We start from the raw sequence: 24444 nt of genomic DNA, 5'->3' as shown, positions 1-24444 counted from the left end.
TAGGTGGGGCCCAGACAACCAGTCTCCGGAAGAAAATAAGCGATCCTTCAGAAGGAAATGGTGCGATTTCGGAAATCCGCGGCGTTTCACAACGCGGATCCGTGGGCGATCCTGATCGGCATCAACCGTTTGTAGGTGAACAACTCCTGATCGCAGGCGGTAATTGCTTGAAAATGAAAGTAAAATTGCTTGAAATCGAAAATAATTTTGCTTGAAATTGACAATAAGTCAGTAGTCCAGGTGGCCGAATGGCTAGCAAACGAGGACAGGATGGCGAGGCCGGTCCATTTCGAGCGGGCGTACCGCTCCGTGCGCGGCGGTTCCTGCATGGGCTGCCCATCCGCGTGTCCACGGGTTCGCCGACGCCGATCTCTTCGGCTAACTATGGTCGGTGCGGCTCGACTGTCCTGCCCTCGATGTCCCTCACCAGGGCAGGCAGGTTGTTGTTGAGGTAAAAGTGGTCGCCGGGGAAGACCCGGATGGAGAACTCGTCGGTGGTGCGCTCGGACCAAGCGATCATGTTCTCCTGGGCAACGATGACGTCGTTGTCGCCGACGAATGCGTGAATCGGACACGACACCGTCACTTCCGGCGGGCGGGTGTAACCCGCGATGGTGCGGACGCTTTGCAGCGTTGGCATCATCCTCGATGCGAATTCGTCGTTGGCCAGGAGCTCAGGGGTTGTGCCGGCCACTCTGGCAACCAAGCTCAAGATGTCATGATCGGATCCCTGGAGCTCCTTGTGTCGGATGTGGCCCGGTGCGGCGCACGACGAGACAAACAGGGCGGCGATGGGATGTCCCGCCGACTGGAATCTCAGCGCCACTTCAAAGGCGACGAGTCCGCCCATGCTGTGCCCGAAAAAGGCCGCCGCACCGTCGGCGTCCGCCGACGGTGCCATCATGGTGAAGATCTTGTCGGCTAGGTCGGGGATGCTTATCAGTTGCGTGAGGCCCCGTTCGCGCCGCTCCGGGTACTGCACGGCGACCCGCCTGATATCCGCCGAGAACGCTTTGGCGAAGGGCGCGTAAAAGGTCGCAGACCCGCCAGCATGAGGAAATATGTAGAGCGTCGCTGGCGCCAGCTGCGCTTCGTCCTTAGCTCGGTCGGTGCGCTCGTCCACTGGGCAAGCCTATCCAAGTGCGCTCGCCGTTTGGTTTCGATCTGACCGCCCCCGGACCGACGCGTCGTTGAACGGAGTGCCGGGGGACGACGCTTTCACCGAGGCGAATTGATTCGGCCATTTCCGGAGCGGCGACGGCTGAATCGCGAGAGAATCGACGGGAGTCTCGCACGAAGTCGACAGTGGGGAGCGGCGGCGATGGCCTCACCGAAATCAATCTGCGTGGCCTGCGGCAAACCCATCGGACGATCCCGCCTGACCATATGTAGCGACTGCAACAAACGGATCCATCCGGATTGCTTCTGCTTCTCGGTGTCCAGCGGCTCCAAGCCTGATCCGAACTGCCCGGTGCATGGCGATGCCGGCCCGCAACAACAAGGTGTCCCGGCCTCCTCGGAGCCCGTTGCTGGATCCAAAGACGATCCGAGCTAATGGTCAGACGCCCGTCGTCCCGGGAATTCGCTTGACGAGCGGCCAGCTGTCGGTCATGACCCGACCGCGCCGGCGACCTCGAATCCGGAAATCCCACACGGCGATTTTGCCGCCTCCTTCCACGCCATTCTGCATAGGATTAGAACAAATGCCGTTCGCATTAAACACGTGAGCTCCAACCATTTATGCAGCTATCGAAATGAGGGCACTCATTCGCGGCACTATCGCAATTGGCCGCGGTTGGTTGATGCGATTTTTGCTGGTGCATGGGGTTAACCGTCAGGGGCCGCGGCTCAGCAGAATAAGGGTGCAGTGATCACGGAATCTGTTGGCCCACAATTGCTTACGTGATCGTGGCGGTACGACATGACCCTCTGCCTGACCAAGACGCCGCGATTCTCGAAATCCGGGCACCGCGCCTGGATTCGATCCGGCTCAGGGCCGGGCGGAGAAGTTTGCGCAGAGTGCCGGTCACGTCTACGTGAGCCCCACTTGACGCCGATCGCGGGCGCTAGCCGGGCCTTGCACCGGTCCGATTGCCTGCAGTGGGCCATTTGTGTTCGGCCACAAATTATTTCGTATATGAAGTATCGCATTCCGACCCCCGTGCTTGTCGCTACCCACGTTGACTACCCGTCATCGACGCGAACAACGACCATGTTTATTTCACTTTGAAGTAACTGGCATCACGATTATCCGGTGCAGCCAAAGACGTGGCAGCATAGTTTGCGGTCGGCGCAGGACGAGCATGGGAGGCACGGATGACGTTCCTCGTTGCTGCAACGCAGCAAATAGCTGATGCTGCAACAAATTTGGCAAACATCGGCTCGGTCATCACGTCGTCGAACACTACGGCGGGATCAGCGATCACCGGTGTAATGCCGCCGGCGGCCGATGAGGTCTCCACGCAGATTGCCACGCTGTTTTCTCACTGCGCCACGCGCTATCAGCAGCTCAGTGCGTCAGCGGTAGCGTTCCACGACCAATTTGTCCAAATGTTGGCGGCAGGAGCCAACACGTACGCCGCCGCCGACGCGAACTCCGCGCAGACCATGGCGAGCGCCAGCTCGAACACAGTCAACACTGCACTCACCTAGATCGAGCAGGTTCAGATCGAGATCGAGCGGGTTCAGATTGGGTGCACTACCAACCTGGTCAACGGTGAACTCGGGTTCAATCAAACATTGGTGGGCACCGAGCTCGCGCTCGAGCAGGCGGTGTTTGGCACCACTGCTGCGCTGAACGGCGCGCTGAACCGCGGCCTCAACGGGGGAACTTGATGTTTGGCACTGGCGAACACGTCGTCAACTCGATCTTCGGGGCTCAAGTCCCGACGAACTTCACCTCCAGCCTGTTGGCTGGTACCGGCCGCCGCTTGTGAGAACGTCGTCGCACCATCAGACTGGCTGATATGCGCGATCGCGAGACGATCGACTCAGAATTGCGGCGCATCGCTCTCGAGCGCCGATCGGTCGGTGAGCGGGGCTCCCAGCCGTCGATCCGAGAGGTCGACGAACTGCTGGACGAGCGGCTGGGCCACCGCCCGCAGGCACCCGCGACCCAGGTACTTGCCGACCCCCCGCCGCAGCGCGCAACCCGTCGCAACGCGCCGTTCAGCCGCAAGGGTGTGTCGCGTCGTTTCGGCCTACTCGCGGCCTTGCCGCTCTCCCTGATCGCCGGTGCCGCCGCTGTGGTGGTGATGTCCGGGGCCCACCACCCCGAGCCGGCGGCCGAGCCGGCGGCAGTCCCGCCGCCGTCGAGCGTGCGACCCGTCCCCGCCGCGCCCGCGGCTCAGGCTCCGCAGCTTGACATCGTCGACAGGGCGCTCATCGGCGCGTTGAAACACGACGGCGTGCCGGTTCCCAGCCCCGAATACGTGACGGCCCATGGGCACGCAGTCTGCGACTTCCTGAGCCGACAACCCGATTTCGCCGAGGCCATCCGCTTCGTGCAGCGATCGACGATATGGGACGCCAATCAAAGCGCGAACTTCGTGGGTGGCGCCGTCGTCTCGTACTGCCCTCAGTACGAACAGGCAAGCCCGGGGGAGCTGCAGCCGGGCCTCCAGAAGAGTCTCTCTGATCTGCAAGCCGTGCAGGGTGACCTACAGGGCATCCAGGGCGATCTGCAAAACATCAAAGACGGCCTGCCCGCTCTCCCGGGCCAACCGTGATCCGTCAGGGGTCGGGTGGGGGTGGCGGCGGCGTCCATCGCTTGCCATCCGTCGTCCAGCCGCACGGCAGGTAGTTGAGCTGCGGAGGCTGGCCGCCGAATGTCAGGCACTTCGGTGCGCCCGGCGGCGGTCTGGGCGTCGGCGACGGTGTGCCGGCGTGCGCAACGTCCCCGCTGAGCATCAAAGCCCCAACGGCAACTGAAACCGCGACAAACTTCCGCATCCGAGGCTCGGCAAGTGCTACGACCAACCAAGATCGATGCTAGTCGGCTGCGTCTCCGCGGAACCTTGAAAGTTGCTGCCAGTATCAGCGGCGGCGTATCCAGATGACGACGCCGACGACGGCCAGCAGGAGCGCGGCGGCCACGACAGCGCCGCGTGGCAGCGCCGGAGTCGTTGCCCGAGCGGCGAGGGGCTGCACGTCTGTTGGCGGTTCAACCTCGTTCGCCGGCGGCTCGTCTGTCTCCCGGCTCTCGCGGGGTGGCCGTGAATCGACGCCCGACTCCTGCGCACGTGTGCTCAGGGGTACGGGCGCCTGCCCGGTGGAAGCTTCGGGCGTCGAGGGTTGTCGCCGGGAGCGGCCGCGGCGCCTGCGCGGCGCCCAGATCTCGTCTCCCAACTCGTCGGGAATCAGCCACATCAGCAGCGCGAGGTTGACCACCGCCAGCACACCGTGCAGCAGAACCTCGGCGGCGTGGAAACCCAGCGGCGTCGGTTTGTCGCGCGCCGTGGCGACACTGCTGATGAACAGCAAGATGGTGTAGGCCACGGCGCTCAGCGCGGTCACGGTTATCGCCGCGCGGCGATTCTGGGAACACGCCATGGCCGCCACGCCAAACGCCAGCAGCATCCCGCTGTACAGCGGGGTCGCTGTCAGGCCGAGAACCGGGGCGCCGGTGGGTCCGGCATGCGGATGTAGCGCCGCCGAGACCAGCCCGGCGATGCCGAAGACGCTCACCAGGGCGCCCTCGACCAAAAGGAACCAACGCCCGCTATGGAATCGCCCCGGGTCCATCGGGACCCTGCGCAGTCCCGACGTCAACCCGGGAACGTGTCCCGCCGTAATCGGCATCGCGCGACCTCCAGCACCAATAATTTCCGCGTATCGACTACCCGCTGCCGGACGGACTATTCCCGCGGTCTTTGCGCCTGGCTTGGTTGCTCGCGCGCCTGGGTATCTATGCAGTCAGACCGGCGCACCCGCGACTGTGTCGTTCACGAAGGAGGCATCATGTTGCACAGCGTTGTCCTTGCCGCGGCACAACAACCCGAGGCCGCGGGCATCATCCTCAAGGGAATCAAAGGCATCTTCGTCGCTATCGGAAGCATCATCGCCGCCATCGTGTGCGCCCTCATCGCCGGCATGAAGGGTCGCAGCGCCCTCGGCTGGGGCATTCTCGGACTGTTCTTCTCGATCCTGACGCTGATCGTCGTCATCGTCATTCCGTCGAAGAAGTCGTGACCTGCGTTTGGCTCGGAGAGCCCTCCCGATCAGTTCAGGCGGCCTTATCGACGTGGCCTCGGGCGGCGGAAGCTCACGGGCTATGCAGTTTTCGTCACGTGTCGGCCGGGTGACCCGGAGGTCGATTCCAGCCCGCAATGACAACACTTATGGTCACGTTTGTGCCCGGCTTGGTAGTGGGTCAGTTTTGAAATGGACTAGAACTTCGCCCGCGGTGGTTGCGGGAGGGGAGCACTGAGTCTGGACGCACCCCGACATCGACGCACTTCCGGGACTGTCCGAGTTAAGGCGCCGGGCAAGTCCAGAAGCGTGGTGTCAGGGTTCGCTCGATCGCCGTAAACACACCGAGCAGGTAGCAGGTTGCCGCCACCGAGGTCAACGCCCGCTCGGCACGCTTGCGCCATAACTGCTGCGGGCGCAACTTCGGGATGACCACATCCAGCGCGCCGGCAGGCGGCGGGTCCGCGTTGGGCGAAAAATCCGATCTGCTGCCCCTCCGATCTGTCAAATAGCTCAACGTACCAGGCCGGCGACTTATGAACTCGCGTTTGCTGGGTTGCGGCATGAGGCGTGGGCAAAGTCTTACAAATCGATAATAATTTTGGCATCGAATGATGGTGTAAGCGATTGTCTGTGTGCTATTGATAGTGCTTATCGACTAGGCTAGCGTGTTACCGCGTATCCGATTGAGCTGCAGAGTCACGGAACGTGATGGCACCGCCTCGGGCAAGTTTTGCGCGATGGCGCCTGAATTTCTTCTGCTCGGCGCTCGAGAAATTGTCACTCGGCATTGAGGAAATCAATCGTGGAAGGTCACCAATGATCGTGGTTGCTGCTACGCGATGATCGGTGATGTTGGTTTGCTTGACGAGCTGACGGCCTCGATTCGATGACCACGCCCCACGAACTGGCGCCTGACGTCGAATGCGCCAACGATGGCGCGGATGCGATCCGGGGCTGGGCCACGGGATACGTCAAACGCCACCCGCTCGCCTCCCTCGCGACTGTCGGTGAACAGTTCGTGCTTGCCGTACGCACCGTTCAGTACTTCTTCTCCGATCTCGCGACCGGCCGATTCCAATGGCAAGAGTTCGTCAGGCAGGGCGCGTTCATGGCTGGGACGGCAGTGTTGCCGACAATTCTGGTGTCGTTGCCGATCAGCGTCACCTTGTCAATCCAGTTCGCTTTGCTGGCCGGCCAGGTCGGTGCCACCTCACTCGCCGGCGCGGCGAGCGGACTCGCGGTCATCCGGCAGGGAGCGTCGCTCGTGGCCGCCGTTCTCATGGCGTCGGCGGTTGGGTCGGCCATCACCGCCGACCTGGGTTCGCGGACCATGCGCGAGGAGACCGACGCCATGGAGGTGATGGGCGTGTCGGTCATTCGCCGCCTGGTGGTACCGCGCTTCGCTGCCGCCATCATGATCGCCTTTGCGCTCACCGGAGTCGTGTGCTTCGTCGGATTCTTTGCGAGCTACATGTTCAACGTGTACTTCCAGAACGGTGCGCCCGGCAGCTTCGTGACAACGTTCGCTTCGTTCGCGACAACCGACGACATGATTCTGGCGTTGCTGAAGGCCGTCATGTTCGGCGCCATCGTGGCCATCGTGGCATCCCATAAAGGCCTGGCCACCAAAGGCGGCCCGACGGGCGTCGCGAACTCGGTGAATGCTGCTGTGGTCGAAGCGATCCTGCTTCTGATGATTGTCAACGTCGTCGTCAGTCAGCTCTACGTCATGTTGTCGCCCAGGACGGGACTGTGACATGGCGGTCTCCACTTACTTGCCACTGGGACCCGTTGCGGGCCGGCTGCTTAGGCTCCACCGGAGGATGACCAAGCCGATCGTTCGGCTTGGGCACATGCTTGTCTTCTTCTTTCGAGCGGTGGTCGCGGTGCCGATCGCCATGAGTCATTACCGCGGTGAGTTCCTGCGACTGCTGTCGAACATCACCTGGGGTAACGGCTCACTCGTTGTGGGTGGTGGCACCGCTGGCGTAGCTCTTGTGCTTGGGATGACCGTCGGTGCACTGGTCGGTATTGAGGGCTACAACTTTCTCGACCTGCTCGGCCTGGGCCCCGCGACCGGCTTCGTCTCATCGTTGGTCAACACCCGCGAGTTGGCTCCGCTCATGGTCTCGCTGGCATTTGCGATGCAGGGCGGCTGCCGGTTCACCGCACAGCTCGGGTCGATGCGCATCGCCGAAGAGATCGATGCCCTGGAATCGATTGCGATCCGGCCAATCCCGTTCCTGGTGACCACCCGGCTGATCGCCTCGGTGATCGCGATACTTCCGCTATATGCCGCGTGTCTGGCGATTAGCTACCTGACCACTCAGGTGGTGGTGGGGATCAGTAGCGGGGGCTCGACCGGGTCCTACCTGCACTACTTCTCGTTGATGCTGGCCGGAAAAGACATTGTCTATTCGTTATTCAAGGCCGCCGTCTTCGTCTGGATCACCTCCACGATTCAGTGCTACTACGGGTTCTACGCAAGCGGCGGCCCCGAGGGGGTAGGTGTTGCCGCGGGACACGGTATGCGGGCCAGCATCACCGTCGTGATCATGGTGAACATGCTGCTCACCATGGCATTGTGGGGCGCCGACGCCGGTGCGAGGTTCGGTGGTTAGGCAGATGGCTAAGCCCAATTCCTTTGAGCTGGACGGACGTGGCCCATCGGATCGACAGCTGCTCGGTATCGGAATGGCGGTTGTGGTCGTCGCGGTGCTGCTCACTGTGGGTATGTTGGCGAAATCGACGGGTCGGCTGAACGACTACGTCCGCGTGGTCGCCGATCTGGTCAACGTAGGCGACGGCCTCCCGGAAAGGTCCGACGTCAAGTATCGCGGCGTGTTGGTCGGAACGGTTGACGGTGTCGTTCCTGCCGCCAAGGGAAAACCCAACTACGTCCAGATTGACCTCAAACCCGAGTACGCGCAGTCGATTCCGGCCAGCGTGACCGCACGGGTGGTACCCAGCAACGTCTTTGCGGTTTCGTCGGTGCAGCTGGTGGGCGTCGGTTCTGGAGGACCGGGCGCAACGATGCACTCCGGCGCCCACATTCCCGAGGACACCCGGCTGCCGACGGTGCTGTTCCAAACCACGATCAGCAAGCTGCGGGACCTGCTCGCCGCGGCGGGGCGCGGGCGAGAAGACCGGTCCGTAGGGATCTTGGCAGCCCTGGCTGCCGCCACCGACCATCGTCGGATCGCACTGCTGAAGGATGGAACGCAACTGAATCGTCTTCTCGACCAGCTCAATTCAATCGTCAGCACCGATTCTGGCGCGTCGACAATATCCGCGCTCGTCGACGCGACCCGGGGCCTGCAGGATACCGCGCCTGATCTTGTTGACGCCCTGCATCAGGCCGTCGCACCGATGCGAACCTTTGCGGAGACACGCGCGCAGTTGGCCACGTTGATCGACGGCGCCGATCGTACCGTGGGCACCACTCGTGAATCATTCGCCAACCACATCGATCAGCTCATCAGGATCACGACCGACTTGACGCCGGTGCTGGGAGTGCTGGCGCAGAAATCCAACAACTTCGTGCCGGGGGTTACCAAGCTGGACAACCTGGCCAACAGATTCATGGAGGAAGTCTGGATGCCGGACAAGAATGTCGGCAATATGCGAACGACACTGTCGTTCACGCCAAACTACGACTACACACGTGCCGACTGCCCCCACTACGGCGAGCTGAAGGCACCCAGCTGTTTCACCGCACCGCTGGTCCCAGTACGGCCTGATCTGCCGGAAGTGCTGCTGCCGCAGAACTATCAGCCGCCCAGGGATCTGGCACCGCCGCCGGGGACGGTTATCGGCCCGGACGGCAACCTCGTCGCCGTCGGGCCGCCGCTGATCAACCCGAATCCCAATCTTGCCGATCCCAATCCCCCTCTCCCCGCATGGCTGACGCCGTCGCCACCGGTGCCGGGAAGCGCCAATCCCGATAACCCATCGCGGGGGTTGCCCGCGCCCGCCTCACCCCCGCTGGAGGCCCCCTGGGTTGCACCGACGGCACCGAAGGCGCCGTGGATTCCGCAGTCTTCATTCCGGACGTCCTTCGGCGGCAACGTCGGACCGGTTGGCAGCCAACAAGAACGAAATATGTTGAGCGTGATCACCGGCCAAACCGCGTCTGACGCCACTCAGCTCCTGCTGGGTCCGGTCGCGCGCGGGACAACGGTTTCCGTTGTTCATCCGCCACCAGGCGGGGGACCCACATGAAATTCCGGGGGCCGCTGATCGGCCTCGCCCTGTTCATGATCGTCGCGCTGACGCTCACCTGGCTCGTGTACGTCAGCCTACGGCGCGACGTGGCCGGGAAGACGAACTCATACTCGGCGGTATTCACCGACGTCTACGGACTTCGAGAGGGTGACGACGTCCGGATGGCCGGGGTGCGCGTGGGACGGGTCGAAAAGATCAAACTCGACGGGAAACTCGCGAAGGTCACGTTCGTGGTGCAGCAGCAACAACGCCTCTACGGGAACACGCTCGCCTCCGTGACGTACCAGAACATCGTCGGGCAGCGTTACCTCGGCCTGTCTTTGGACAAGGAAGGCAATCAAGATGCGCTTGCGCCCGGGAGTGTCATCCCGTCGGAGCGCACGGAACCATCCTTCGACGTCACCGCGCTACTCAACGGCTACGAGCCGCTGTTCAGTCTGTTGAATCCACAGGATGCCGACAACCTCACCAAGGGCATCATCCAGTCGCTGCAGGGCGATACGTCCTCTCTTGCCGCGTTGATCAGCCAGACATCCACGCTGACAGAGACATTCGCCGGAAGGGATCAGGCGCTCGGCGACGTGATCACCAACCTGAACAAGGTGGTTGGCAACCTTGCGCAGCAGAACGACAACCTCGACGGTGTCATCACACAGGCCCGTGACGTGGTTTCCAAGCTCGATCAGCGTCGTCCCGAGTTGCAGGCCTCGGTCGGCACGCTGGCCCGGGTGATGGGCCGGCTGTCGGCCTCGGCCGCGGACGTGTATCCGGCGCTTCGCGAATTCATCGATCGTAAGCCGGGTGCCACCAGACACTTAATGGATATCGAACCCCAGCTGGCCTACTTCGGCGACAACATGCCGCTGCTGCTCAAGGGGCTCGCCAGAGTCGGCGACCAGGGCGCCTACGGCAACGCCTACGTGTGCGACGTGAACTTCATGGCGTTCTACCCCGGCTTCAACGACATCGTGCCGATCATCATCAATGCCGCCACACCCGGAAACAAGGCGTGGCACAGCCCGAGATGTCGGAGCACAGCAGATGGCTGATTCGTCCGTATGGCTCCGACTTACGAGTATGAGGAAACGTCCGCTCGAGAGCTACAACAAGATGTGGCTTGGGTCTATCGCGGTCGCGGTGGTGGCGGTGCTGATCGGCACCATGTTGTTGGTTCACGCACTCGGCGCCGGGTATCGGCATTATACCGCGGAGTTTCTGCAGGCTGCCTCGCTGCGAGACGGTAACCCGATCGTGGTCGCGGGCATCCCCGTCGGCAACGTCACCAGCATGAAACTCGTCGGCGACCATGTCGAGGCGGGCCTGAAGATTCGCGGAAATGTCGTGCTGGGCAAGGACTCCAAGGCGAAGATCAAAGTGACTACCATCCTGGGTTCGCGTTACCTCTCCGTGGAGCCCAACGGCCCGGCGTCCCTGCCCAACAACACGTTCGATTTGTCACACACCGAAGTTCCCTACGATCTTCAAGCCGCATTGCGGGACGCCACGACAACTTTCGAGCAGGTCGACTCCGACAGATTTGCGCAATCCCTAGCGGTGCTGGGCAAGCAACTCGAGGGCCTGCCCTCGGTCGTGCCGCAGGCGATCGCAAACATCAACTCGCTCTCCTCGGTCATCGCCGTGCGACGCGACCAACTGGGCCAGCTCCTGCGAAGCACTGAACAGGTGACCAACACGCTGCGGCGCCAGCAAGCAGGCATCGGCAATCTGGTCGACCAAGGGCAAGACTTGCTGAGTCAATTCGTGGCGCGGCGAGCCGTTTTCCACGCGATGATGCGATCACTGACCAGCCTTGTCGACAACATGAGCCAGCTCGTGGTCAACGATCGTTCGGGTCTTGACTCGCTGCTCAACGATATGCGCGACTTCACCACCCTGATTGGTAAACACGACGACCTGCTGCGCAACCTCCTGCAAGTTACCCCGATCTTCTTCCGCGAGGCGGCCAACCTCACCGGTGACGGCAACGCGATCAACTTCAACGCCCCCAACATCCCCGCCATCGACTCATGGATGTGCGCGATCAGCGGCCGCGCCAAACAGTTTGGCATGATCCAATACTTCAAGGATTGCAAGTGACCAGGCTCACGGGCAGGCTCAAGACCACGGTCATCACCGCCGTCATCGCAGCGCTCACGGCGATCGGCGTCGGGTGGTGGTACCTGGGCACCGGGGACGACCCAATCACCGTCACCGCGCAATTCGACAGCGCCTCAGGATTGTACGAAGGCAACGTCGTAGCCGTTTTAGGCATGCCGGTAGGCAAAATCACCAAGATCATCCCCAGGGGAGGCTATGTCGAGGTCCAGTTCACGGTCGACCGCAACGTCAAGGTTCCCGCGGACGCTCAGGCCGTCACTGTGTCGACGTCCATCCTCACCGACCGGCAGATCGAGCTCACCCCGCCGTACCACGGCGGTCCTGCCTTGGAGAACCACGACACGATCGGCTTGACCCGAACCAAGACACCAGTCGAGTTCAGCCGCGTGCTCAGCGTTCTCGACAAGGTGACCAAATCACTTGAGGGAGACGGCCATGGCGGCGGGCCCGTCGCTGACGTTCTCAACAGCGGCGCCGAGGTAGTCGACGGCAACGGCGGCAAGATCAAAGCTGCGCTCGATGAGCTTTCCAAGGCGTTGCGGCTCAGCAGCGACGGTGGCGCCCAGACGCGCGAGCAGATCAGCACCATCGTCAAAAACATCAGCACGCTGTTCGACGCCGTGGCCGCCAATGACGCAAAGCTGCGCGAATTCGCCTCCACTCTCCACCAAGTCAGCCAAGTCATGGCAGACGAGGATTTTGGCAGCGGCGACACAGGGAAGAAGCTTCAGCAACTGGTCCAGCAGGCCGGCGACCTCCTCGACGCCAATCGCGACAGCATCAAGCACGCCCTGCCCAACGGCAACAACATTCTGCAGACGGTGACCGACGAGCGCCGCGGCCTCGCCGAACTTCTGGACCTCGGCCCACTCGTGGCCGACAACGCCTACAACATGATCGATCGGGCCAACGGAAGCGTGCGTGCGCGCTTCCTCACGGACCGAATGGTCTTCGACAGCCAGTACACCAAGGAGATCTGCAACTTGATGGGCCTTCGACAACTCGGATGCGGTACCGGGACGCTTCAGGACTTCGGCCCGGATTTCGGGTTGACGTACGTGCTGGACGGCTTGTCTGCGATGGGGCAGGAATGATGACCAGGCGGGCGAAGGCCAGGAAGACCGCGGCGACGATCGTAGCCGCCGCAATCGTCAGCTCCGGATGTGCCACGAATGGCCTTGCCAGCTTGCCCCTTCCGGCCCCCGGCCTCGGTTCGGGCGGCTACACGCTGACCGCGGTATTCTCCAACGCGCTCAACCTACCTATGAAGGCGAAGGTGAAACTGGCCGGTGCGGACGTCGGCCAGGTCGAATCTATGGTTGCCCGCAACTACACGGCGGTCACCACCCTGCGCATTCGCGATGACGTACAACTGCCACGCGGAAGTACCGCCGAATTGCGTACGGCAACACCACTTGGCGACGTGTTCGTGTCGCTTCGGCCGCCCGCGCCGGCTGACCCGAACACGCCGGTGTTGAAGAACGGCGACACCATCGGTCTGGGTTCGACAGCGGCAGCCGCGACCGTTGAATCGGTGCTCAGCTCGGCCGCGATCCTGGTCAACGGCGGCGCGGTGCGCAACTTCACCAACATCATCAACGGTTTCGGGAGGGCGACCGGCAACCAGGGCCAGGCGTTCGGAGACCTGATCCGCAAGTCCAACCAGCTGGTCGGGACGCTCAACTCCCGGTCCGACCAGATCTCGTCCGCACTGACCGAACTATCCGGCCTTTCAAGGCAACTCGACATCAAGAACCACGCCATCACCGAACTGATGGGGGCGGCCAGCCCCGCCACCTCGGCTCTGTCCACCAACACCACTGAGCTCTCGGACCTGGTCAAGCAAGCCGGTGATACCGCTCGGTTGCTGGGCAGGTTCCCGTCGATCGGAGGAACCGACACCAGCGGCCGCAGCTTGATCCGCGACCTGAACACGATCGCGACGGCCGCCAACGACGTTGCAGTAAGTCCGGACACGAGTCTGCTGGCCTTGAACCGGCTAATCGGCCCGATGGTCAAAACCACAGCGGGGAACTCGATTTCGGTGCACGTCAGCGTGGACAAACTGGCGCTCGGATCGATCCCCGACATCGGATTCCCCGGCGACATAGGCCTGCATGGACCGCACCGATACAACTGGAACCAGCTCATCGGCACCTTCAAATACACCCTGTGGCGTCTGCAGGAACGTGTGGTCGGCCGAGGCCCGAACTCCCCGCAGGTTCCCGTCATACCGGACCCCATCATCCCCGGCCAGATCGATATCGTCCCCGGTCCTCCCCCGCCTGCACCGAGCCCGCCGCCGGAGCCCCAGCGATGACCCGAGCAGTCGCCGGCCTCGCCGATGTCGTGGTCCGAGTAGTGCGGGCAGGCCACCGGCAACAGATTTGGCTGTCGGTAGCGGGATTGGTGCTCACCTTGATCGTGGCGACCGCTTACCTGCTCGTCGGCGGGTTGCGAGTGACGCCGTTCGCATCGTCCTACAGGGTCACCGTGCAGTTGCCGGAATCCGGCGGCTTGCTGCCCCATCAGGATGTCTCCCTGCGCGGTGTGCGAATCGGACGTGTCGAGTCGCTGCAGATCACCGGCAGGGGCGTGGATGCCGTCGCCAACATCACGTCAAGCGTGCGGATACCGGCGAGCAGCGTCGCGCACGTGTCGGCGCTATCGCCCGCAGGCGAGCAATACATCAATTTCGAAGCCGAATCCGACGCGGGGCCTTATCTGCACGACGGCAGCGTCCTCGCGCTCGACCGTACTAGCGTCCCGGTCAGCTTGGCGCAGTTGCTCGGCGACGCCGACGGAATGCTGGCACAGGTCGATCCACACAAGGTCGAGTCGATCAAGAAGGAACTCAGCCTCAGCAAGGAGGGACCCGGGAAGTTGGCTGCCATCATCGACGGCGGCACGTTCCTGCTATCGACGCTCGATTCGGTGCTACCCCAAACAACCAGCATCCTCAAGACCAGCCGCATAGTGCTCACCCTGGCGAGCGACAAGAATGCCGGCCTCGCCGCCACCACCACCGAACTCAACCGAACGCTGGCCGGCGTCGCCGGAATGCAAAGCGGCTACCGGCGTTTAACCGGGCAGACACCCCAAACACTTTCGGCCGTCGACAACCTTTTCGCCGACAATTCCGACACCATGGTGCAGTTGCTGGGCAGCATGGCCACCATGTCGCAGCTGCTCTACTTGCGCGTGCCCGCGCTCAACGCGCTGTTCCCCGACTACCGTGGTTCGGTGCTGGACGCCATGGCAAGTTCGTTCCACGACCATGGCGTCTGGGCGACGGCGAGTCTCTACCCGCGATATGTCTGCGACTACGGCACACCGTCGCATCCGCCTTCTTCCGCCGACTACTACGAGCCGTTCATGTACACCTACTGCCGCGACGACGATCCCGGAGTCGGTATCCGTGCGGCCAAGAACGCGCCACGGCCCGGAGGCGACGACACCGCAGGACCGCCACCTGGCGCGGATCTGGGACGCAGAACAGATCCAACACCGCGGGGCCGCTTCACGATTCCGACTCCCTACGGCGGCCCGGCCCTGCCGATCGAACCGCCGCACTGAGACCGACCCAGCCCAGCACAAGGAGATGATTATGGCCGTGACAACCGATACCGAGGACGAAAAGTCGGAAACCACAATCGAAGACATCGGGGCTGAAGACAGCGATGTTGAAGACGCCGAAGCGCAAGAGGAAGCCGTCGAGGAAACGGCCGAAGCCGAAGACAACGGTGCGGCCAAGGACTACCCCTTGGGCGGGACCGACGACTCCGGTGAACAGAAAACGCTTCTCGGGGCGGACGAACCCAGAAGCTGGAGGCGACGGCCATGGGGGCAATACCTTCGTCGCAGCATACTGCCGGTGTTACTCGTTGCGTCTCTTGCGGTTTCCGGCTTCCTCGGATGGAAACAGTGGCAAGAGCACCAGGTGGAACTGGTCGGCCAGCAGGCCCAACAGGCCGCCGTCAAGTACGCCGAGGTGCTGACCAGCATCGACTCCAACAACGTCGACCAGAACTTCCGTCAAGTCCTCGACGGCGCAACCGGCGAGTTCAAGGACATGTACACCCAGTCCAGCGTGCAGCTTCGACAGCTGCTAATCGACAACAAGGCGACCGCGCACGGGGTGGTGGTGGACTCGGCGATCGCCTCCGAATCCCCGAATAAGGTTGTGGTGCTGGTCTTTGTCGACCAGACCGTGACCAACATGGCTGCGCCCGATCCGCGCATCGACCGCAGCAGAATCAAGATGACCATGGAGAAGGTCGACGGCCGCTGGCGGGCAAGCAAAGTCCAGCTGCTCTAATCGTTCGGAGCAAGGATGCTGATCGCAAAAGTCATCGCAACATCGGTATTGGTCGCGGCGACAACCGTTCTCGATGCGGGTGCAGCGCACGCATCCGCGCAGTCATTTTGCGGCGAGCTCGGTGGAAACTGGGACGGCCTGTATTGCCACACCTCGGTGACCTCCGAACGCAATGCCCTGCGCGACATCAAGGTCGCTGTGCCGGACGACCTCGTCGACAACCCGACCACGGGTCCGGTGGTGCGCGATTATCTGCGCACCCTCGTCAACAATTGGAGGACCGCCGGAGCCCACATGGTCGCGGACAGCTTCGGCGAGGAAAATTATCAAGTGTTCCAGCACGGCAGCCTGCTCAGCGTGGTGTTCCACGAGGATTACCACGCCGACGGGCCCAAGCCCAACAATGCCTACCGCACGTTCACGTTCGACATGGCACGAGGCAGGCGACTACAGCTGTCGGACCTCACCACGGCAGATCCCCTCACCGCCATCCCCCCGCTGGGTGCGCCGTTCATCCAAACCGCGCTCGACCAGGCCCCGCCACCCCACGATCCGGGCAGCTACCCGTTCGTCTTCGACCGCTGGACTCCCGACAAGGTCTACTCGGGCGCATACAAAGCCTGGGCGCTGACCCCCAATGAGCTGATTCTCTACATGCCCGACTACCCGGTGGCGCACGACGAGCCGATCAACTTCGCGCCGGGAGCCCCGCAGTGGTTCATGGACGGGGGCAGCGTAAAAGCGCACATCCCGCTGTCAGCCCTGGCCCCCGTGCTGCGCATCTAAACACTTGCCGGCCCGCCAGGTGTCAGCGTTGCCGGCCTTCCACCCTGGATGCTGTACTCCTTGAGCGCTTCATCCGGGAATCCGCATCTATCGAACGTGACGATCACTTCGGCCGTCTCTCGTACGGCGGCAGCGAGGACGTGTCTGTCCTCGTTGTTCTTCATCACAGGAATTAGGTCCCGGTAGCCCGTGATCTCGGCGTCAACGAAATTTTCCTGCATCAGTGTTAGACGCCGATCGGCTTTGTCCGCTTCTCCACCATGGTTCTGCGTGTCTCGGCCAGGATGTCCGACGACCACAACGGCCTTTAGGTCTGTTCATCCGCCAGCCGGAGCAGCATATCGGCCAGCGGGTACGGCGCAAGCACACGTCGCCGGTCATGGGCGATGTTGAACCGGCACCCGACGACGGCCCTTTCTAATTAGATGGGCTCAAATCCAGTTGTTGGTTGCAACGGGCAGGTGCCTTCGCGGGCATCCGCGAGTTGAGCAGTGAGCTGTCTAGGAGCGCAATCTATTTCAGACTGAAACATGTTAAGCGTCCTCTAAGGTTGAGCATGTAAAACGAGGGCCCGTGAAGCTGCGATGTTTATCTAGGCGCCATGACTGGCGGCATGACGACGTTGCGCAAGAAGGTCGGGGGCGCGCATTGCGGAACCTCGAAGTGGTTTCCCTACCAATGAGCAGACAGGGGCGCCCATGAGTACACCGCCCGAGGTCAAGGCGCTCATCGAAGCCCTCGCCGGCGACATTTACGAAGCTTTCCTCGCTAATGCTGCGTGGGATGGCGAAGAACACGAGAACCATCCCCGCGCGGTGGGGGCGGCGAGGTTCTTGTCACGCCACCTCGTCAAGAGGGGATGGGGGCGAGCGCAGATCGAGTTGCCGAAATGCCCGTATGGAACACCGATTTGCTTCGATCCGGAACCGCACACGTTGTGCATGAAAAGCTAGCCGTCGGACTGTTGCGCGGCCATCGTGTTCGACGGTAAAGAGGTCGCTTCGATGCCTTCGTATTGCGTGTTGCATTCAACGGTCCACGGCCCCCACGTGCCCCCACCCAAGTCGGTGATCTTCGCCGCGACGTTGCCGCTTGCACCTGTGACGAACGGTCCGACCGTCCAGGGTCCCGCCGCCCTGTGGTGAAGGCCCCGTTAGCGGACGTGGGTTGCGGGAAGGCGAGTGTCACTGTGCCGTCTTTGTTGATCGTCGCGACGGGCGCAGCGTCGGAGCCCCCTGTCAGGATTGAGCTGACGACCGCTCGCTCACCAGGCGCTCCTTCCGCGAGTTTCGGCCCGGCATGACGACACGACCGCGCTGCCGGCCAGCACATCCGCCGGCTTGGGTCGGCGCGCAGCTCCGACGGAACCACCCCGTCGTAGAATCCTCATGGCTCATTGAGCCGGCCCCGGCCGCGTTAGCTCAGTTGGTAGAGCGTCGCTCTTGTAAAGCGGATGTCGAGAGTTCGAGTCTCTCACGCGGCTCCATTCATGTCGGCATTGAGGGATAGCGTCTGTCCTTATGTCAATGGCCTGTCTCGGGTGCGGAGTCGTTTTCGAAGGCCATCGGCTAAAGGTGTTCTGCACCAATGCATGCCAGCAGTCACACCGCCGACGCTTGCTTTTGGAGGCCTGGCTCGAGACCGGAGTCTGTGGTCGCACGTCCTACCAGGGCCACTACGTCCGGGACTACCTCTATGAGCAGCAGGGGGGTCGTTGTGCGATCTGCGGGATCGAGGACAAGTGGAACGGCGTGACCCTGGCGCTGATCGTCGACCACATCAATGGGGACGCAAACAACAGTCGCCGTGAGAATCTGCGGCTCATTTGTCCCAACTGCGACAGCCAGCTGCCGACGTACAAAGCGAGGAATCGCGGCAGCGGTCGCTACCACCGGCGACTGCGGTACGCCGACGGCAAGTCCTATTGACGCTCCAGCCGCCTGAGCATCCAACTAACGTTCGGCCCGCCCGTTTACCGAGGTGAGTGCTCTACCACTGAGCTAAGTAGGCCGGGTAAATCAGGGTGCCAGCCTAGCCGCTCACTCCTCGCCTTCGATGATGCGCGTGGAGCGCACCGACCGCGGCGACGTACGCCTTCCGGGGCGGCGGCCGGGGAACGGAATCCGGTCGGCGATGTTGCTCAACGGGTTGACCACCATGGTGAGCCCGATGACGGCGTCCTGCAGGGTGGCAATCGCCGGCTCCAGCGCTTCCATCCCGGGGGTCAGCCGCGCCAGCGTGTCGGCGACGTCGGCGAGCTGGTCCAGCGGACCGCGCTTGGCCGTCAGCTTGTCGATCAGCCCGCCCTCGGAAAGCAGCCGGTCCGCCAGACCGTCCTCCGACAACACCCGCTCGACCAACCCGTCCTCGTCGAGCAGCTGGTCGGCCAGCCCGCCGGGTTGCAGGGCGCGCTGCAGCGCGCCGCCCTCGGCGGTCAGCCGGTCGAGCACGCCGCCCTCCGACGTCAGCATGTCCACCACCCCGCCCGGGCGTAGGAGTCGGTCGAGCGGCCCGTCGGGCGCCACGGCGCGACCCAGCGGCGCGTCATCGTCGAGCAGCCGGGCCAACCGGTTGGCGCGGGTGATCGCGTCGTCCAGCCCGAACATGGAGGCCATCGCGTTGGTCCTGGCGTCACTGCCCGCCTCGCCCAGCGCGCGCTTCGCCACGCCCACCGCCGCGGCGGCGACGGTCAAGCTCGCGTCGGCGGCGGCGAGCCCGGCCCGCGCGGGGGCGGTCGCAAGCGACACGATGTCTTTGGCGAAGTTCATGCCATCAGAGTCTATTCGCGACACGGCAGGTAAATCCGCATCATTCCAAGGTCATGCGATGATTCCTGGCAGACTGTTAGCAGACGACTGGCACCGAGCTTTCAGGAATCGCACAATAATCGGAAAGGCAACGTTCAAACAAAGGGACGGAATTACCTCATGACAGCGCCAACCTCAATCGAAACCAAACCGGAGGCTCGCGTACTCGTAGTCGACGACGAGGCCAACATCGTCGAACTGCTCTCCGTCAGCCTCAAGTTCCAGGGGTTTGAGGTCTACACCGCAACCAACGGGGCCCAGGCGCTGGATCGCGCCCGTGACGCGCGGCCCGACGCGGTGATCCTTGACGTGATGATGCCCGGCATGGACGGCTTCGGGGTGCTGCGCCGGCTGCGCGCCGACGGCATCGACGCCCCGGCGCTGTTTTTGACCGCCCGCGACTCCCTGCAGGACAAGATCGCCGGCCTGACGCTGGGCGGCGACGACTACGTGACCAAACCGTTCAGCCTCGAGGAGGTCGTCGCCCGGCTGCGGGTCATCCTGCGGCGCGCCGGCAAGGGCGGGGCCGAGCCTCGCAACGCCCGGCTGACGTTCGCCGACATCGAGCTCGACGAGGAGACCCACGAGGTGTGGAAGGCCGGCGAACCGGTGTCGCTGTCGCCGACCGAGTTCACCCTGCTGCGCTACTTTGTGATCAACGCGGGCACCGTGCTGAGCAAGCCGAAGATCCTCGACCACGTCTGGCGCTACGACTTCGGGGGCGACGTCAACGTTGTGGAGTCCTACGTGTCGTATCTGCGGCGCAAGATCGACACCGGGGAGAAGCGGCTACTGCACACCCTGCGAGGGGTCGGCTATGTCCTGCGGGAGCCGCGCTAAGAGCGGAGGCGAAGAATAAGAGGATGGCCGACAAGGTTCGACGCGGGGTGCCGTTGCGGGTGGGTCTGGTGGCCGCCACCCTGCTGTTGGTGGGCTGCGGGCTGGCCGTCTCGGGGTTCGCCGTCACCTCGATCCTGCGTCACGTCCTGATCGGCCGGATCGACCAGACGCTGCTCGAGGCCTCCCGCGGCTGGGCGCAGGCCCCGCGGCGCCAATCGCCGCCCCCGTACGAAGGGCCCGACCCGGGACGGCCGCCGTCGAAGTTCTACGTGCGGGGCATCGGCACCGACGGCACCCCGTTCACCGCCATCAACGACCGCAACGCCGAACCGGCGCTGCCGCCCGACAACGACGTGGGCCCGAGCCCGACGACGCTGCCCTCGATCAACGGCTCCGACATTCAATGGCGCGCGGTGTCGGTGCGCGGACCGCACGGCCTGACGACGGTCGCGATCGACCTGTCCGACGTCCAGCACACCCTGAGCTCCCTGGGCTGGCTGCAGTTCGGCATCGGGGTCGCGGTGCTGGTGGTCGTCGGGATCGCCAGTTTCGCCGTGGTGCACCGCAGCCTGCGCCCGCTCGTCGAGGTCGAGCACACCGCCGCGGCGATCGCCGCCGGCCAGCGGGATCGCCTTGTTCCGGAGCGTGATCCCCGAACCGAGGTGGGCCGACTTTCGTTGGCGCTCAACGGGATGCTCACCCAGATACAGCAGGCGCTGGCGTCCTCGGAGTCGTCGGCTGAGAAAGCCCGCCGCTCCGAGGACCGGATGCGACGGTTCATCACCGACGCCAGCCACGAACTGCGCACGCCGCTGACGACCATCCGCGGCTTCGCGGAACTGTATCGGCAGGGCGCGGCCCGCGACGTGCCCATGCTGTTGTCGCGAATCGAAAACGAAGCCAGCCGGATGGGCCTGCTGGTGGACGACTTGCTGCTGTTGGCCCGGCTGGACGTGCAACGACCGCTCGAACGCCACCGGGTCGACCTGCTGGCGTTGGCCAGCGACGCCGTCCACGACGCGCAGGCGATCGACCCCACGCGCACCATCACCATGGAGGTCCTCGACGGCCCCGGCACCCCGGAAGTGCTCGGCGACGAACCCCGGATTCGCCAGGTGCTCAGCAACCTGGTCGCCAACGCCCTGCAGCACACCCCGGACAGCGCCGATGTCACGGTTCGCGTCGGCACCGAGGGCAACGACGCGGTGCTGGAAGTGGCCGACAAGGGTCCCGGCATGAGTCAGCAGGACGCGTCGCGGGTGTTCGAACGTTTCTATCGCACCGACTCGTCCCGGGCCCGGGCCAGCGGCGGCACCGGACTGGGGTTGTCCATCGTCGACTCGCTGGTGCGCGCGCACGGCGGCGACGTCACCGTGCTGACCTCACCCGGCGAGGGGTGCTGCTTCCGCGTCACGCTGCCCCGCGTCAGCGAGGTCCCCGCGCCGGCGCCGGCTCACGCCAGCTGAGCCAGCGCGGCCTTGATCTTGGCCTGGGCGTTGTCGAGCGACTCCTGTGACGGGTTGCGGTCGACGTTGGCAAAACCGAAGTCGCTCAGGCTGCGGGTGGGAAAGACGTGGACGTGCAGATGGGGCACCTCGAGGCCGGCGATGATCATCCCGGCGCGCTCGGTCTTGAACGCCTTGCACACGGCCTTGCCGATCAGCTGGCTGACCGCCATCACCCGGGCGAACACCGCACCGTCGACGTCCTGCCACTGGTCGATCTCGGCGCGCGGCACCACCAGCGTGTGGCCCTGGGTCATCGGCTCGATCGTCAGGAACGCGACGATGTCGTCGTCCTCGTAGACGAAACGGCCGGGCAGTTCGCGGTTGATGATCTTGGTGAAGATCGAAGCCATGGGCCCCAGCATATGTTCGGCCACTGATCGATGAGTTCCGCGGGTGTTGATGGTCAGTCCGGAAAGGACCCACAACGAAGGAACGAGATTTCGTCATGTCACAGGTGCGAGTGCACAACTTTTCGGTTTCCCTCGACGGTTTCGCGACGGGCATCGGACAAAGCCTGCACGAGCCGTTCGGGCACGCGGGCGGCCGGCTACACGAATGGTTTTTCGCCACCCGCACGTTCCGCGCGATGCACGGAGAGGCGGGCGGGACCACGGGCATCGACGACGCCCTGGCCGGCATGTGGGCGCCGGGCATCGGCGCCGAAATCATGGGACGCGGCAAGTTCGGGCCGCAGCGCGGCCCGTGGAGCGGCCAAGCGGGTCGTGCGGAGTGGAATGGCTGGTGGGGCGCCGAGCCGCCGTTTCACACCCCGGTCTTCGTGCTGACCCACCATCCACGACCCTCGATCGAGATGGCTGGCGGCACCACCTTCCACTTCATCGACGCCGGCCCCGTCGAATCCCTCGCGTTGGCACGAAAGGCCGCCGGACACAGCGACATTCGCCTCGGCGGTGGACCGTCGACCGTTCGTCGATTCCTCGCCGCTGACCTCGTCGACCATCTGCACATCACAGTGGTACCGATCGTCCTGGGGCGCGGCGAGCGATTGTGGGACGGATTGGAGGGCCTCGAGCAGCGATTCGCGGTGCAATCGGTGAGCAGCCCCAGCGGCGTCACGCATCAGATCTTCACGCGCCGCTAGCCAACTGCCGACCGGTGTGCCACGCCGTCTCGAAGCCGAATCGTTAGTCCAGCGTTGCGGATTCGTTCTGTGACCTCGGGAAAATCACTGTACGCAATTCACGGGAGGAGACCTCTGTGCGGTTTCCCGTGGCATTGCTGACCGCGTGCGCCGTGTCCCTTGCCCCCGCCCTTGTCTCGGGCGCCGACGCGCGGGCCGCCGACGCGTGGGGGCCGTTCGCACCGCCCAACCCGTTCATGGCGCCGCTGGGCCTCGCGTCGTTGCACAACGACGCCGAATCATCCGACGCCGGGCCGCTTCCCGGGCCCGGCGCACACCTCAACGCGATCTTCGGCTACCCGCTGCTGGCGGCCTGCCCGACGATCATGCAGGGCACCGACGGCCTGGTGTTGGCCCTGTGCACCAGCGACCTCACGCAGACCCCGACGATCTTCCTGATCGATCCCGGCGGCCGCGTCCCAGTCTTCGTCCCGCTGGCCAAACTTCAAGTCGCCAAGGGCAGCCTGCTCGGCGGCGTCTACGCCTACCTGGACAACAACAACCAGGTGGTGATGATCGACGGGACCAACCACCTGCTGCGCATCGCGCACGCCAAAGAGGGGCCGCTGGGCTGCTGGAAGCTGATCGTCACCGAGTCCACCGACCTGTCTGGAGCGATACCGGCCGGCGACAACTCGGTGGGCCTGGTTCCCGACTATGCGGGCAACGTCTGGTTCGCCACCGGTAGCGGCGTCGTGGGTGTGGCCAAGACGGGCGGCGGCGTCGCCACTGTGCAGCTGCCCGCGGGAGAACAGGTGGCCAACAGCATCTCGTCGGCGCCGAGCGGTCGCGTCGCGGTGGCCACCACTTTCGCCCTCTACGAGCTGAACCTCGACATCGCCGGCAACCCCCAAACCCTTTGGCGGTCCGCCTATGACCGCGGCCCCGCCCGCAAGCCGGGGCAGCTCAGCTGGGGGACCGGCTCCACGCCCGTCTACTTCGGCCCCGTGACGGGCGCCGATTACCTGACCATCGTCGACAACGCCAGCCCCCAGGTGCACGCGCTGATCTACCAGTCCGGTACGGGCCAATTGATCTGCCAGCAAACGGTTTTGACTCAGGGCGGCCCGGGCAGCGAAAACGCGCCGATCGGGCTCGGCAACTCGGTGTTCGTGTCCAGCACCTACGGCTACCCCTACCCCGCGGTCCCTGCGGGCGCCCCTCCGGCCGTTCCCGCGACGGCGCCGTTCGTCGGCGGCATGACCAGGGTGGACGTCGACAATCCGGGCTGTCATACCGTGTGGGAGAACAAGGTTCGCAGCGCCGCGCTGCCGCACCTGTCCGCCGCCGACGGCCTGCTCTACACCATCACCCGGATCGGGGTCGACCGCACCACGCCGCTCGACCTGTTCGCCTACGGCGTCGTCGACGCCGGCAACGGGGCGCTGCTGTGGCAGCAGCCGAAATCGGCCACCATCCTCAGCGATCCGCTGCAGACCCCGACCATGGTGCTGACGGACCATCGGGCCATGCAGGGCAACCTCACCGGGCTCGGCCTCATCGGCTGAG

General features: G+C 63.9%; 25 protein-coding genes and 1 tRNA gene. 20 read left to right on the top strand and 6 right to left on the bottom strand.

Annotated elements, in window-relative coordinates; all coding sequences use genetic code 11:
* Positions 1 to 86 precede the first annotated feature (86 nt).
* Together BN4348_RS51785 and BN4348_RS51780 are read right to left on the bottom strand one after the other, a co-directional pair.
* On the bottom strand, positions 87 to 329 hold the full coding sequence (locus BN4348_RS51785) for a hypothetical protein (protein ID WP_066916167.1): 243 nt from the start codon (positions 327 to 329) through the stop codon (positions 87 to 89).
* Positions 330 to 382: 53 nt separating this feature from the next.
* Positions 383 to 1123, bottom strand: a complete 741-nt coding sequence (locus tag BN4348_RS51780; protein ID WP_066916165.1) for a thioesterase II family protein — start codon at positions 1121 to 1123, stop codon at positions 383 to 385.
* 1193 nt (positions 1124 to 2316) lie between these two features.
* Between BN4348_RS51780 and BN4348_RS51775 the strand changes: the two genes are divergently transcribed.
* Positions 2317 to 2652 (top strand): PE family protein, encoded by a 336-nt coding sequence (locus BN4348_RS51775; RefSeq protein ID WP_077101382.1) that lies wholly within the window; start codon positions 2317 to 2319, stop codon positions 2650 to 2652.
* Positions 2653 to 2966: 314 nt separating this feature from the next.
* Positions 2967 to 3728: a DUF732 domain-containing protein gene (locus tag BN4348_RS51770; protein ID WP_066916161.1), complete on the top strand. Its 762-nt coding sequence runs from the start codon at positions 2967 to 2969 to the stop codon at positions 3726 to 3728.
* 307 nt (positions 3729 to 4035) lie between these two features.
* Here BN4348_RS51770 and BN4348_RS51760 read toward each other — a convergent pair whose 3' ends face one another.
* Positions 4036 to 4770 (bottom strand): DUF4383 domain-containing protein, encoded by a 735-nt coding sequence (locus tag BN4348_RS51760; protein WP_211145757.1) that lies wholly within the window; start codon positions 4768 to 4770, stop codon positions 4036 to 4038.
* Between the two features lie 189 nt (positions 4771 to 4959).
* Here BN4348_RS51760 and BN4348_RS51755 point away from each other — a divergent pair, with 189 nt between their 5' ends.
* From BN4348_RS51755 to BN4348_RS51700, 11 genes are all read left to right on the top strand, one after another.
* Positions 4960 to 5190 carry a deoxyribodipyrimidine photolyase gene (locus BN4348_RS51755; protein ID WP_066916218.1) on the top strand — a complete coding sequence of 77 codons (231 nt, stop codon included), beginning with the start codon at positions 4960 to 4962 and terminating at the stop codon, positions 5188 to 5190.
* An 889-nt stretch (positions 5191 to 6079) separates the two neighbouring features.
* Entirely contained in the window at positions 6080 to 6949 is an 870-nt protein-coding gene (locus BN4348_RS51745) for an MlaE family ABC transporter permease (RefSeq protein ID WP_066916157.1), read from the top strand.
* A 1-nt stretch (position 6950) separates the two neighbouring features.
* Positions 6951 to 7814 carry an ABC transporter permease gene (locus tag BN4348_RS51740; protein ID WP_066916155.1) on the top strand — a complete coding sequence of 288 codons (864 nt, stop codon included), beginning with the start codon at positions 6951 to 6953 and terminating at the stop codon, positions 7812 to 7814.
* Between the two features lie 4 nt (positions 7815 to 7818).
* Positions 7819 to 9414, top strand: a complete 1596-nt coding sequence (locus BN4348_RS51735; RefSeq protein ID WP_066916153.1) for an MlaD family protein — start codon at positions 7819 to 7821, stop codon at positions 9412 to 9414.
* A complete protein-coding gene (locus BN4348_RS51730) occupies positions 9411 to 10466 on the top strand; it encodes an MCE family protein (protein WP_066916151.1) in 1056 nt (351 codons plus the stop codon). Before BN4348_RS51735 ends, BN4348_RS51730 begins: the two co-directional genes overlap by 4 nt.
* Positions 10459 to 11514 carry an MCE family protein gene (locus tag BN4348_RS51725; protein ID WP_066916149.1) on the top strand — a complete coding sequence of 352 codons (1056 nt, stop codon included), beginning with the start codon at positions 10459 to 10461 and terminating at the stop codon, positions 11512 to 11514. Before BN4348_RS51730 ends, BN4348_RS51725 begins: the two co-directional genes overlap by 8 nt.
* Entirely contained in the window at positions 11511 to 12629 is a 1119-nt protein-coding gene (locus tag BN4348_RS51720) for an MCE family protein (protein ID WP_235852798.1), read from the top strand. Before BN4348_RS51725 ends, BN4348_RS51720 begins: the two co-directional genes overlap by 4 nt.
* On the top strand, positions 12626 to 13855 hold the full coding sequence (locus tag BN4348_RS51715) for an MlaD family protein (RefSeq protein ID WP_066916147.1): 1230 nt from the start codon (positions 12626 to 12628) through the stop codon (positions 13853 to 13855). Before BN4348_RS51720 ends, BN4348_RS51715 begins: the two co-directional genes overlap by 4 nt.
* On the top strand, positions 13852 to 15111 hold the full coding sequence (locus tag BN4348_RS51710; protein ID WP_066916145.1) for an MlaD family protein: 1260 nt from the start codon (positions 13852 to 13854) through the stop codon (positions 15109 to 15111). Before BN4348_RS51715 ends, BN4348_RS51710 begins: the two co-directional genes overlap by 4 nt.
* Before the next feature lie 25 nt (positions 15112 to 15136).
* Positions 15137 to 15853: a tetratricopeptide repeat protein gene (locus BN4348_RS51705; RefSeq protein ID WP_066916143.1), complete on the top strand. Its 717-nt coding sequence runs from the start codon at positions 15137 to 15139 to the stop codon at positions 15851 to 15853.
* A gap of 15 nt (positions 15854 to 15868) precedes the next feature.
* Positions 15869 to 16639 carry a mannan-binding lectin gene (locus tag BN4348_RS51700; protein ID WP_066916141.1) on the top strand — a complete coding sequence of 257 codons (771 nt, stop codon included), beginning with the start codon at positions 15869 to 15871 and terminating at the stop codon, positions 16637 to 16639.
* Here BN4348_RS51700 and BN4348_RS51695 read toward each other — a convergent pair.
* Positions 16636 to 16860, bottom strand: a complete 225-nt coding sequence (locus BN4348_RS51695; protein WP_066916139.1) for a hypothetical protein — start codon at positions 16858 to 16860, stop codon at positions 16636 to 16638. The genes BN4348_RS51700 and BN4348_RS51695 overlap by 4 nt on opposite strands.
* Before the next feature lie 477 nt (positions 16861 to 17337).
* Between BN4348_RS51695 and BN4348_RS51690 the strand changes: the two genes are divergently transcribed.
* The 3 genes from BN4348_RS51690 (at position 17338) to BN4348_RS51680 (ending at position 18567) form a co-directional block, all read left to right on the top strand.
* The gene (locus BN4348_RS51690; RefSeq protein ID WP_077101397.1) at positions 17338 to 17592 is read left to right on the top strand and encodes a hypothetical protein; all 255 of its coding nucleotides are present in this window, start codon (positions 17338 to 17340) and stop codon (positions 17590 to 17592) included.
* Positions 17593 to 18049: 457 nt separating this feature from the next.
* Positions 18050 to 18125, top strand: a tRNA-Thr gene (locus BN4348_RS51685).
* A 34-nt stretch (positions 18126 to 18159) separates the two neighbouring features.
* Positions 18160 to 18567 (top strand): HNH endonuclease, encoded by a 408-nt coding sequence (locus BN4348_RS51680; protein WP_066916137.1) that lies wholly within the window; start codon positions 18160 to 18162, stop codon positions 18565 to 18567.
* Between the two features lie 111 nt (positions 18568 to 18678).
* Here the strand turns inward: BN4348_RS51680 and BN4348_RS51675 are convergent, their stop codons facing one another.
* Positions 18679 to 19407 (bottom strand): hypothetical protein, encoded by a 729-nt coding sequence (locus tag BN4348_RS51675; protein WP_066916135.1) that lies wholly within the window; start codon positions 19405 to 19407, stop codon positions 18679 to 18681.
* A 159-nt stretch (positions 19408 to 19566) separates the two neighbouring features.
* On the opposite strand from BN4348_RS51675, the gene phoP reads away from it, so the two are divergent.
* Positions 19567 to 20286 carry a two-component system response regulator PhoP gene (phoP, locus tag BN4348_RS51670; protein ID WP_066916133.1) on the top strand — a complete coding sequence of 240 codons (720 nt, stop codon included), beginning with the start codon at positions 19567 to 19569 and terminating at the stop codon, positions 20284 to 20286.
* A 23-nt stretch (positions 20287 to 20309) separates the two neighbouring features.
* Positions 20310 to 21752 (top strand): sensor histidine kinase, encoded by a 1443-nt coding sequence (locus BN4348_RS51665; RefSeq protein WP_066916131.1) that lies wholly within the window; start codon positions 20310 to 20312, stop codon positions 21750 to 21752.
* Here BN4348_RS51665 and BN4348_RS51660 read toward each other — a convergent pair.
* Complete coding sequence (locus BN4348_RS51660; RefSeq protein WP_066916215.1) at positions 21740 to 22144, bottom strand: HIT family protein; 405 nt, start codon at positions 22142 to 22144, stop codon at positions 21740 to 21742. The two genes, BN4348_RS51665 and BN4348_RS51660, sit on opposite strands and share 13 nt — an antisense overlap.
* A gap of 95 nt (positions 22145 to 22239) precedes the next feature.
* Between BN4348_RS51660 and BN4348_RS51655 the strand changes: the two genes are divergently transcribed.
* Together BN4348_RS51655 and BN4348_RS51650 are read left to right on the top strand one after the other, a co-directional pair.
* The gene (locus BN4348_RS51655) at positions 22240 to 22896 is read left to right on the top strand and encodes a dihydrofolate reductase family protein (protein ID WP_066916129.1); all 657 of its coding nucleotides are present in this window, start codon (positions 22240 to 22242) and stop codon (positions 22894 to 22896) included.
* Between the two features lie 116 nt (positions 22897 to 23012).
* Positions 23013 to 24443 carry a hypothetical protein gene (locus tag BN4348_RS51650; protein WP_066916126.1) on the top strand — a complete coding sequence of 477 codons (1431 nt, stop codon included), beginning with the start codon at positions 23013 to 23015 and terminating at the stop codon, positions 24441 to 24443.
* Position 24444: the final 1 nt, after the last annotated feature.

The sequence above is a fragment of the Mycobacterium interjectum genome, from assembly GCF_900078675.2.
Taxonomy (GTDB): Bacteria; Actinomycetota; Actinomycetes; order Mycobacteriales; family Mycobacteriaceae; genus Mycobacterium; species Mycobacterium interjectum.
Note: the sequence above shows the minus strand (reverse complement) of the source record. Positions and strands in the feature narration are given on the sequence as shown.

Excerpts from the sequence above, each read along its gene's own strand:
- BN4348_RS51785 (WP_066916167.1), bottom strand. The coding sequence starts at position 329 with ATGCAGGAACCGCCGCGCACGGAGCGGTACGCCCGCTCGAAATGGACC.
- BN4348_RS51775 (WP_077101382.1), top strand. The coding sequence starts at position 2,317 with ATGACGTTCCTCGTTGCTGCAACGCAGCAAATAGCTGATGCTGCAACA.
- BN4348_RS51770 (WP_066916161.1), top strand. The coding sequence starts at position 2,967 with ATGCGCGATCGCGAGACGATCGACTCAGAATTGCGGCGCATCGCTCTC.
- BN4348_RS51755 (WP_066916218.1), top strand. The coding sequence starts at position 4,960 with ATGTTGCACAGCGTTGTCCTTGCCGCGGCACAACAACCCGAGGCCGCG.
- BN4348_RS51745 (WP_066916157.1), top strand. The coding sequence starts at position 6,080 with ATGACCACGCCCCACGAACTGGCGCCTGACGTCGAATGCGCCAACGAT.
- BN4348_RS51740 (WP_066916155.1), top strand. The coding sequence starts at position 6,951 with ATGGCGGTCTCCACTTACTTGCCACTGGGACCCGTTGCGGGCCGGCTG.
- BN4348_RS51735 (WP_066916153.1), top strand. The coding sequence starts at position 7,819 with ATGGCTAAGCCCAATTCCTTTGAGCTGGACGGACGTGGCCCATCGGAT.
- BN4348_RS51730 (WP_066916151.1), top strand. The coding sequence starts at position 9,411 with ATGAAATTCCGGGGGCCGCTGATCGGCCTCGCCCTGTTCATGATCGTC.
- BN4348_RS51725 (WP_066916149.1), top strand. The coding sequence starts at position 10,459 with ATGGCTGATTCGTCCGTATGGCTCCGACTTACGAGTATGAGGAAACGT.
- BN4348_RS51715 (WP_066916147.1), top strand. The coding sequence starts at position 12,626 with ATGATGACCAGGCGGGCGAAGGCCAGGAAGACCGCGGCGACGATCGTA.
- BN4348_RS51710 (WP_066916145.1), top strand. The coding sequence starts at position 13,852 with ATGACCCGAGCAGTCGCCGGCCTCGCCGATGTCGTGGTCCGAGTAGTG.
- BN4348_RS51705 (WP_066916143.1), top strand. The coding sequence starts at position 15,137 with ATGATTATGGCCGTGACAACCGATACCGAGGACGAAAAGTCGGAAACC.
- BN4348_RS51700 (WP_066916141.1), top strand. The coding sequence starts at position 15,869 with ATGCTGATCGCAAAAGTCATCGCAACATCGGTATTGGTCGCGGCGACA.
- BN4348_RS51695 (WP_066916139.1), bottom strand. The coding sequence starts at position 16,860 with ATGCAGGAAAATTTCGTTGACGCCGAGATCACGGGCTACCGGGACCTA.
- BN4348_RS51690 (WP_077101397.1), top strand. The coding sequence starts at position 17,338 with ATGAGTACACCGCCCGAGGTCAAGGCGCTCATCGAAGCCCTCGCCGGC.
- BN4348_RS51680 (WP_066916137.1), top strand. The coding sequence starts at position 18,160 with ATGTCAATGGCCTGTCTCGGGTGCGGAGTCGTTTTCGAAGGCCATCGG.
- BN4348_RS51675 (WP_066916135.1), bottom strand. The coding sequence starts at position 19,407 with ATGAACTTCGCCAAAGACATCGTGTCGCTTGCGACCGCCCCCGCGCGG.
- phoP (WP_066916133.1), top strand. The coding sequence starts at position 19,567 with ATGACAGCGCCAACCTCAATCGAAACCAAACCGGAGGCTCGCGTACTC.
- BN4348_RS51665 (WP_066916131.1), top strand. The coding sequence starts at position 20,310 with ATGGCCGACAAGGTTCGACGCGGGGTGCCGTTGCGGGTGGGTCTGGTG.
- BN4348_RS51660 (WP_066916215.1), bottom strand. The coding sequence starts at position 22,144 with ATGGCTTCGATCTTCACCAAGATCATCAACCGCGAACTGCCCGGCCGT.
- BN4348_RS51655 (WP_066916129.1), top strand. The coding sequence starts at position 22,240 with ATGTCACAGGTGCGAGTGCACAACTTTTCGGTTTCCCTCGACGGTTTC.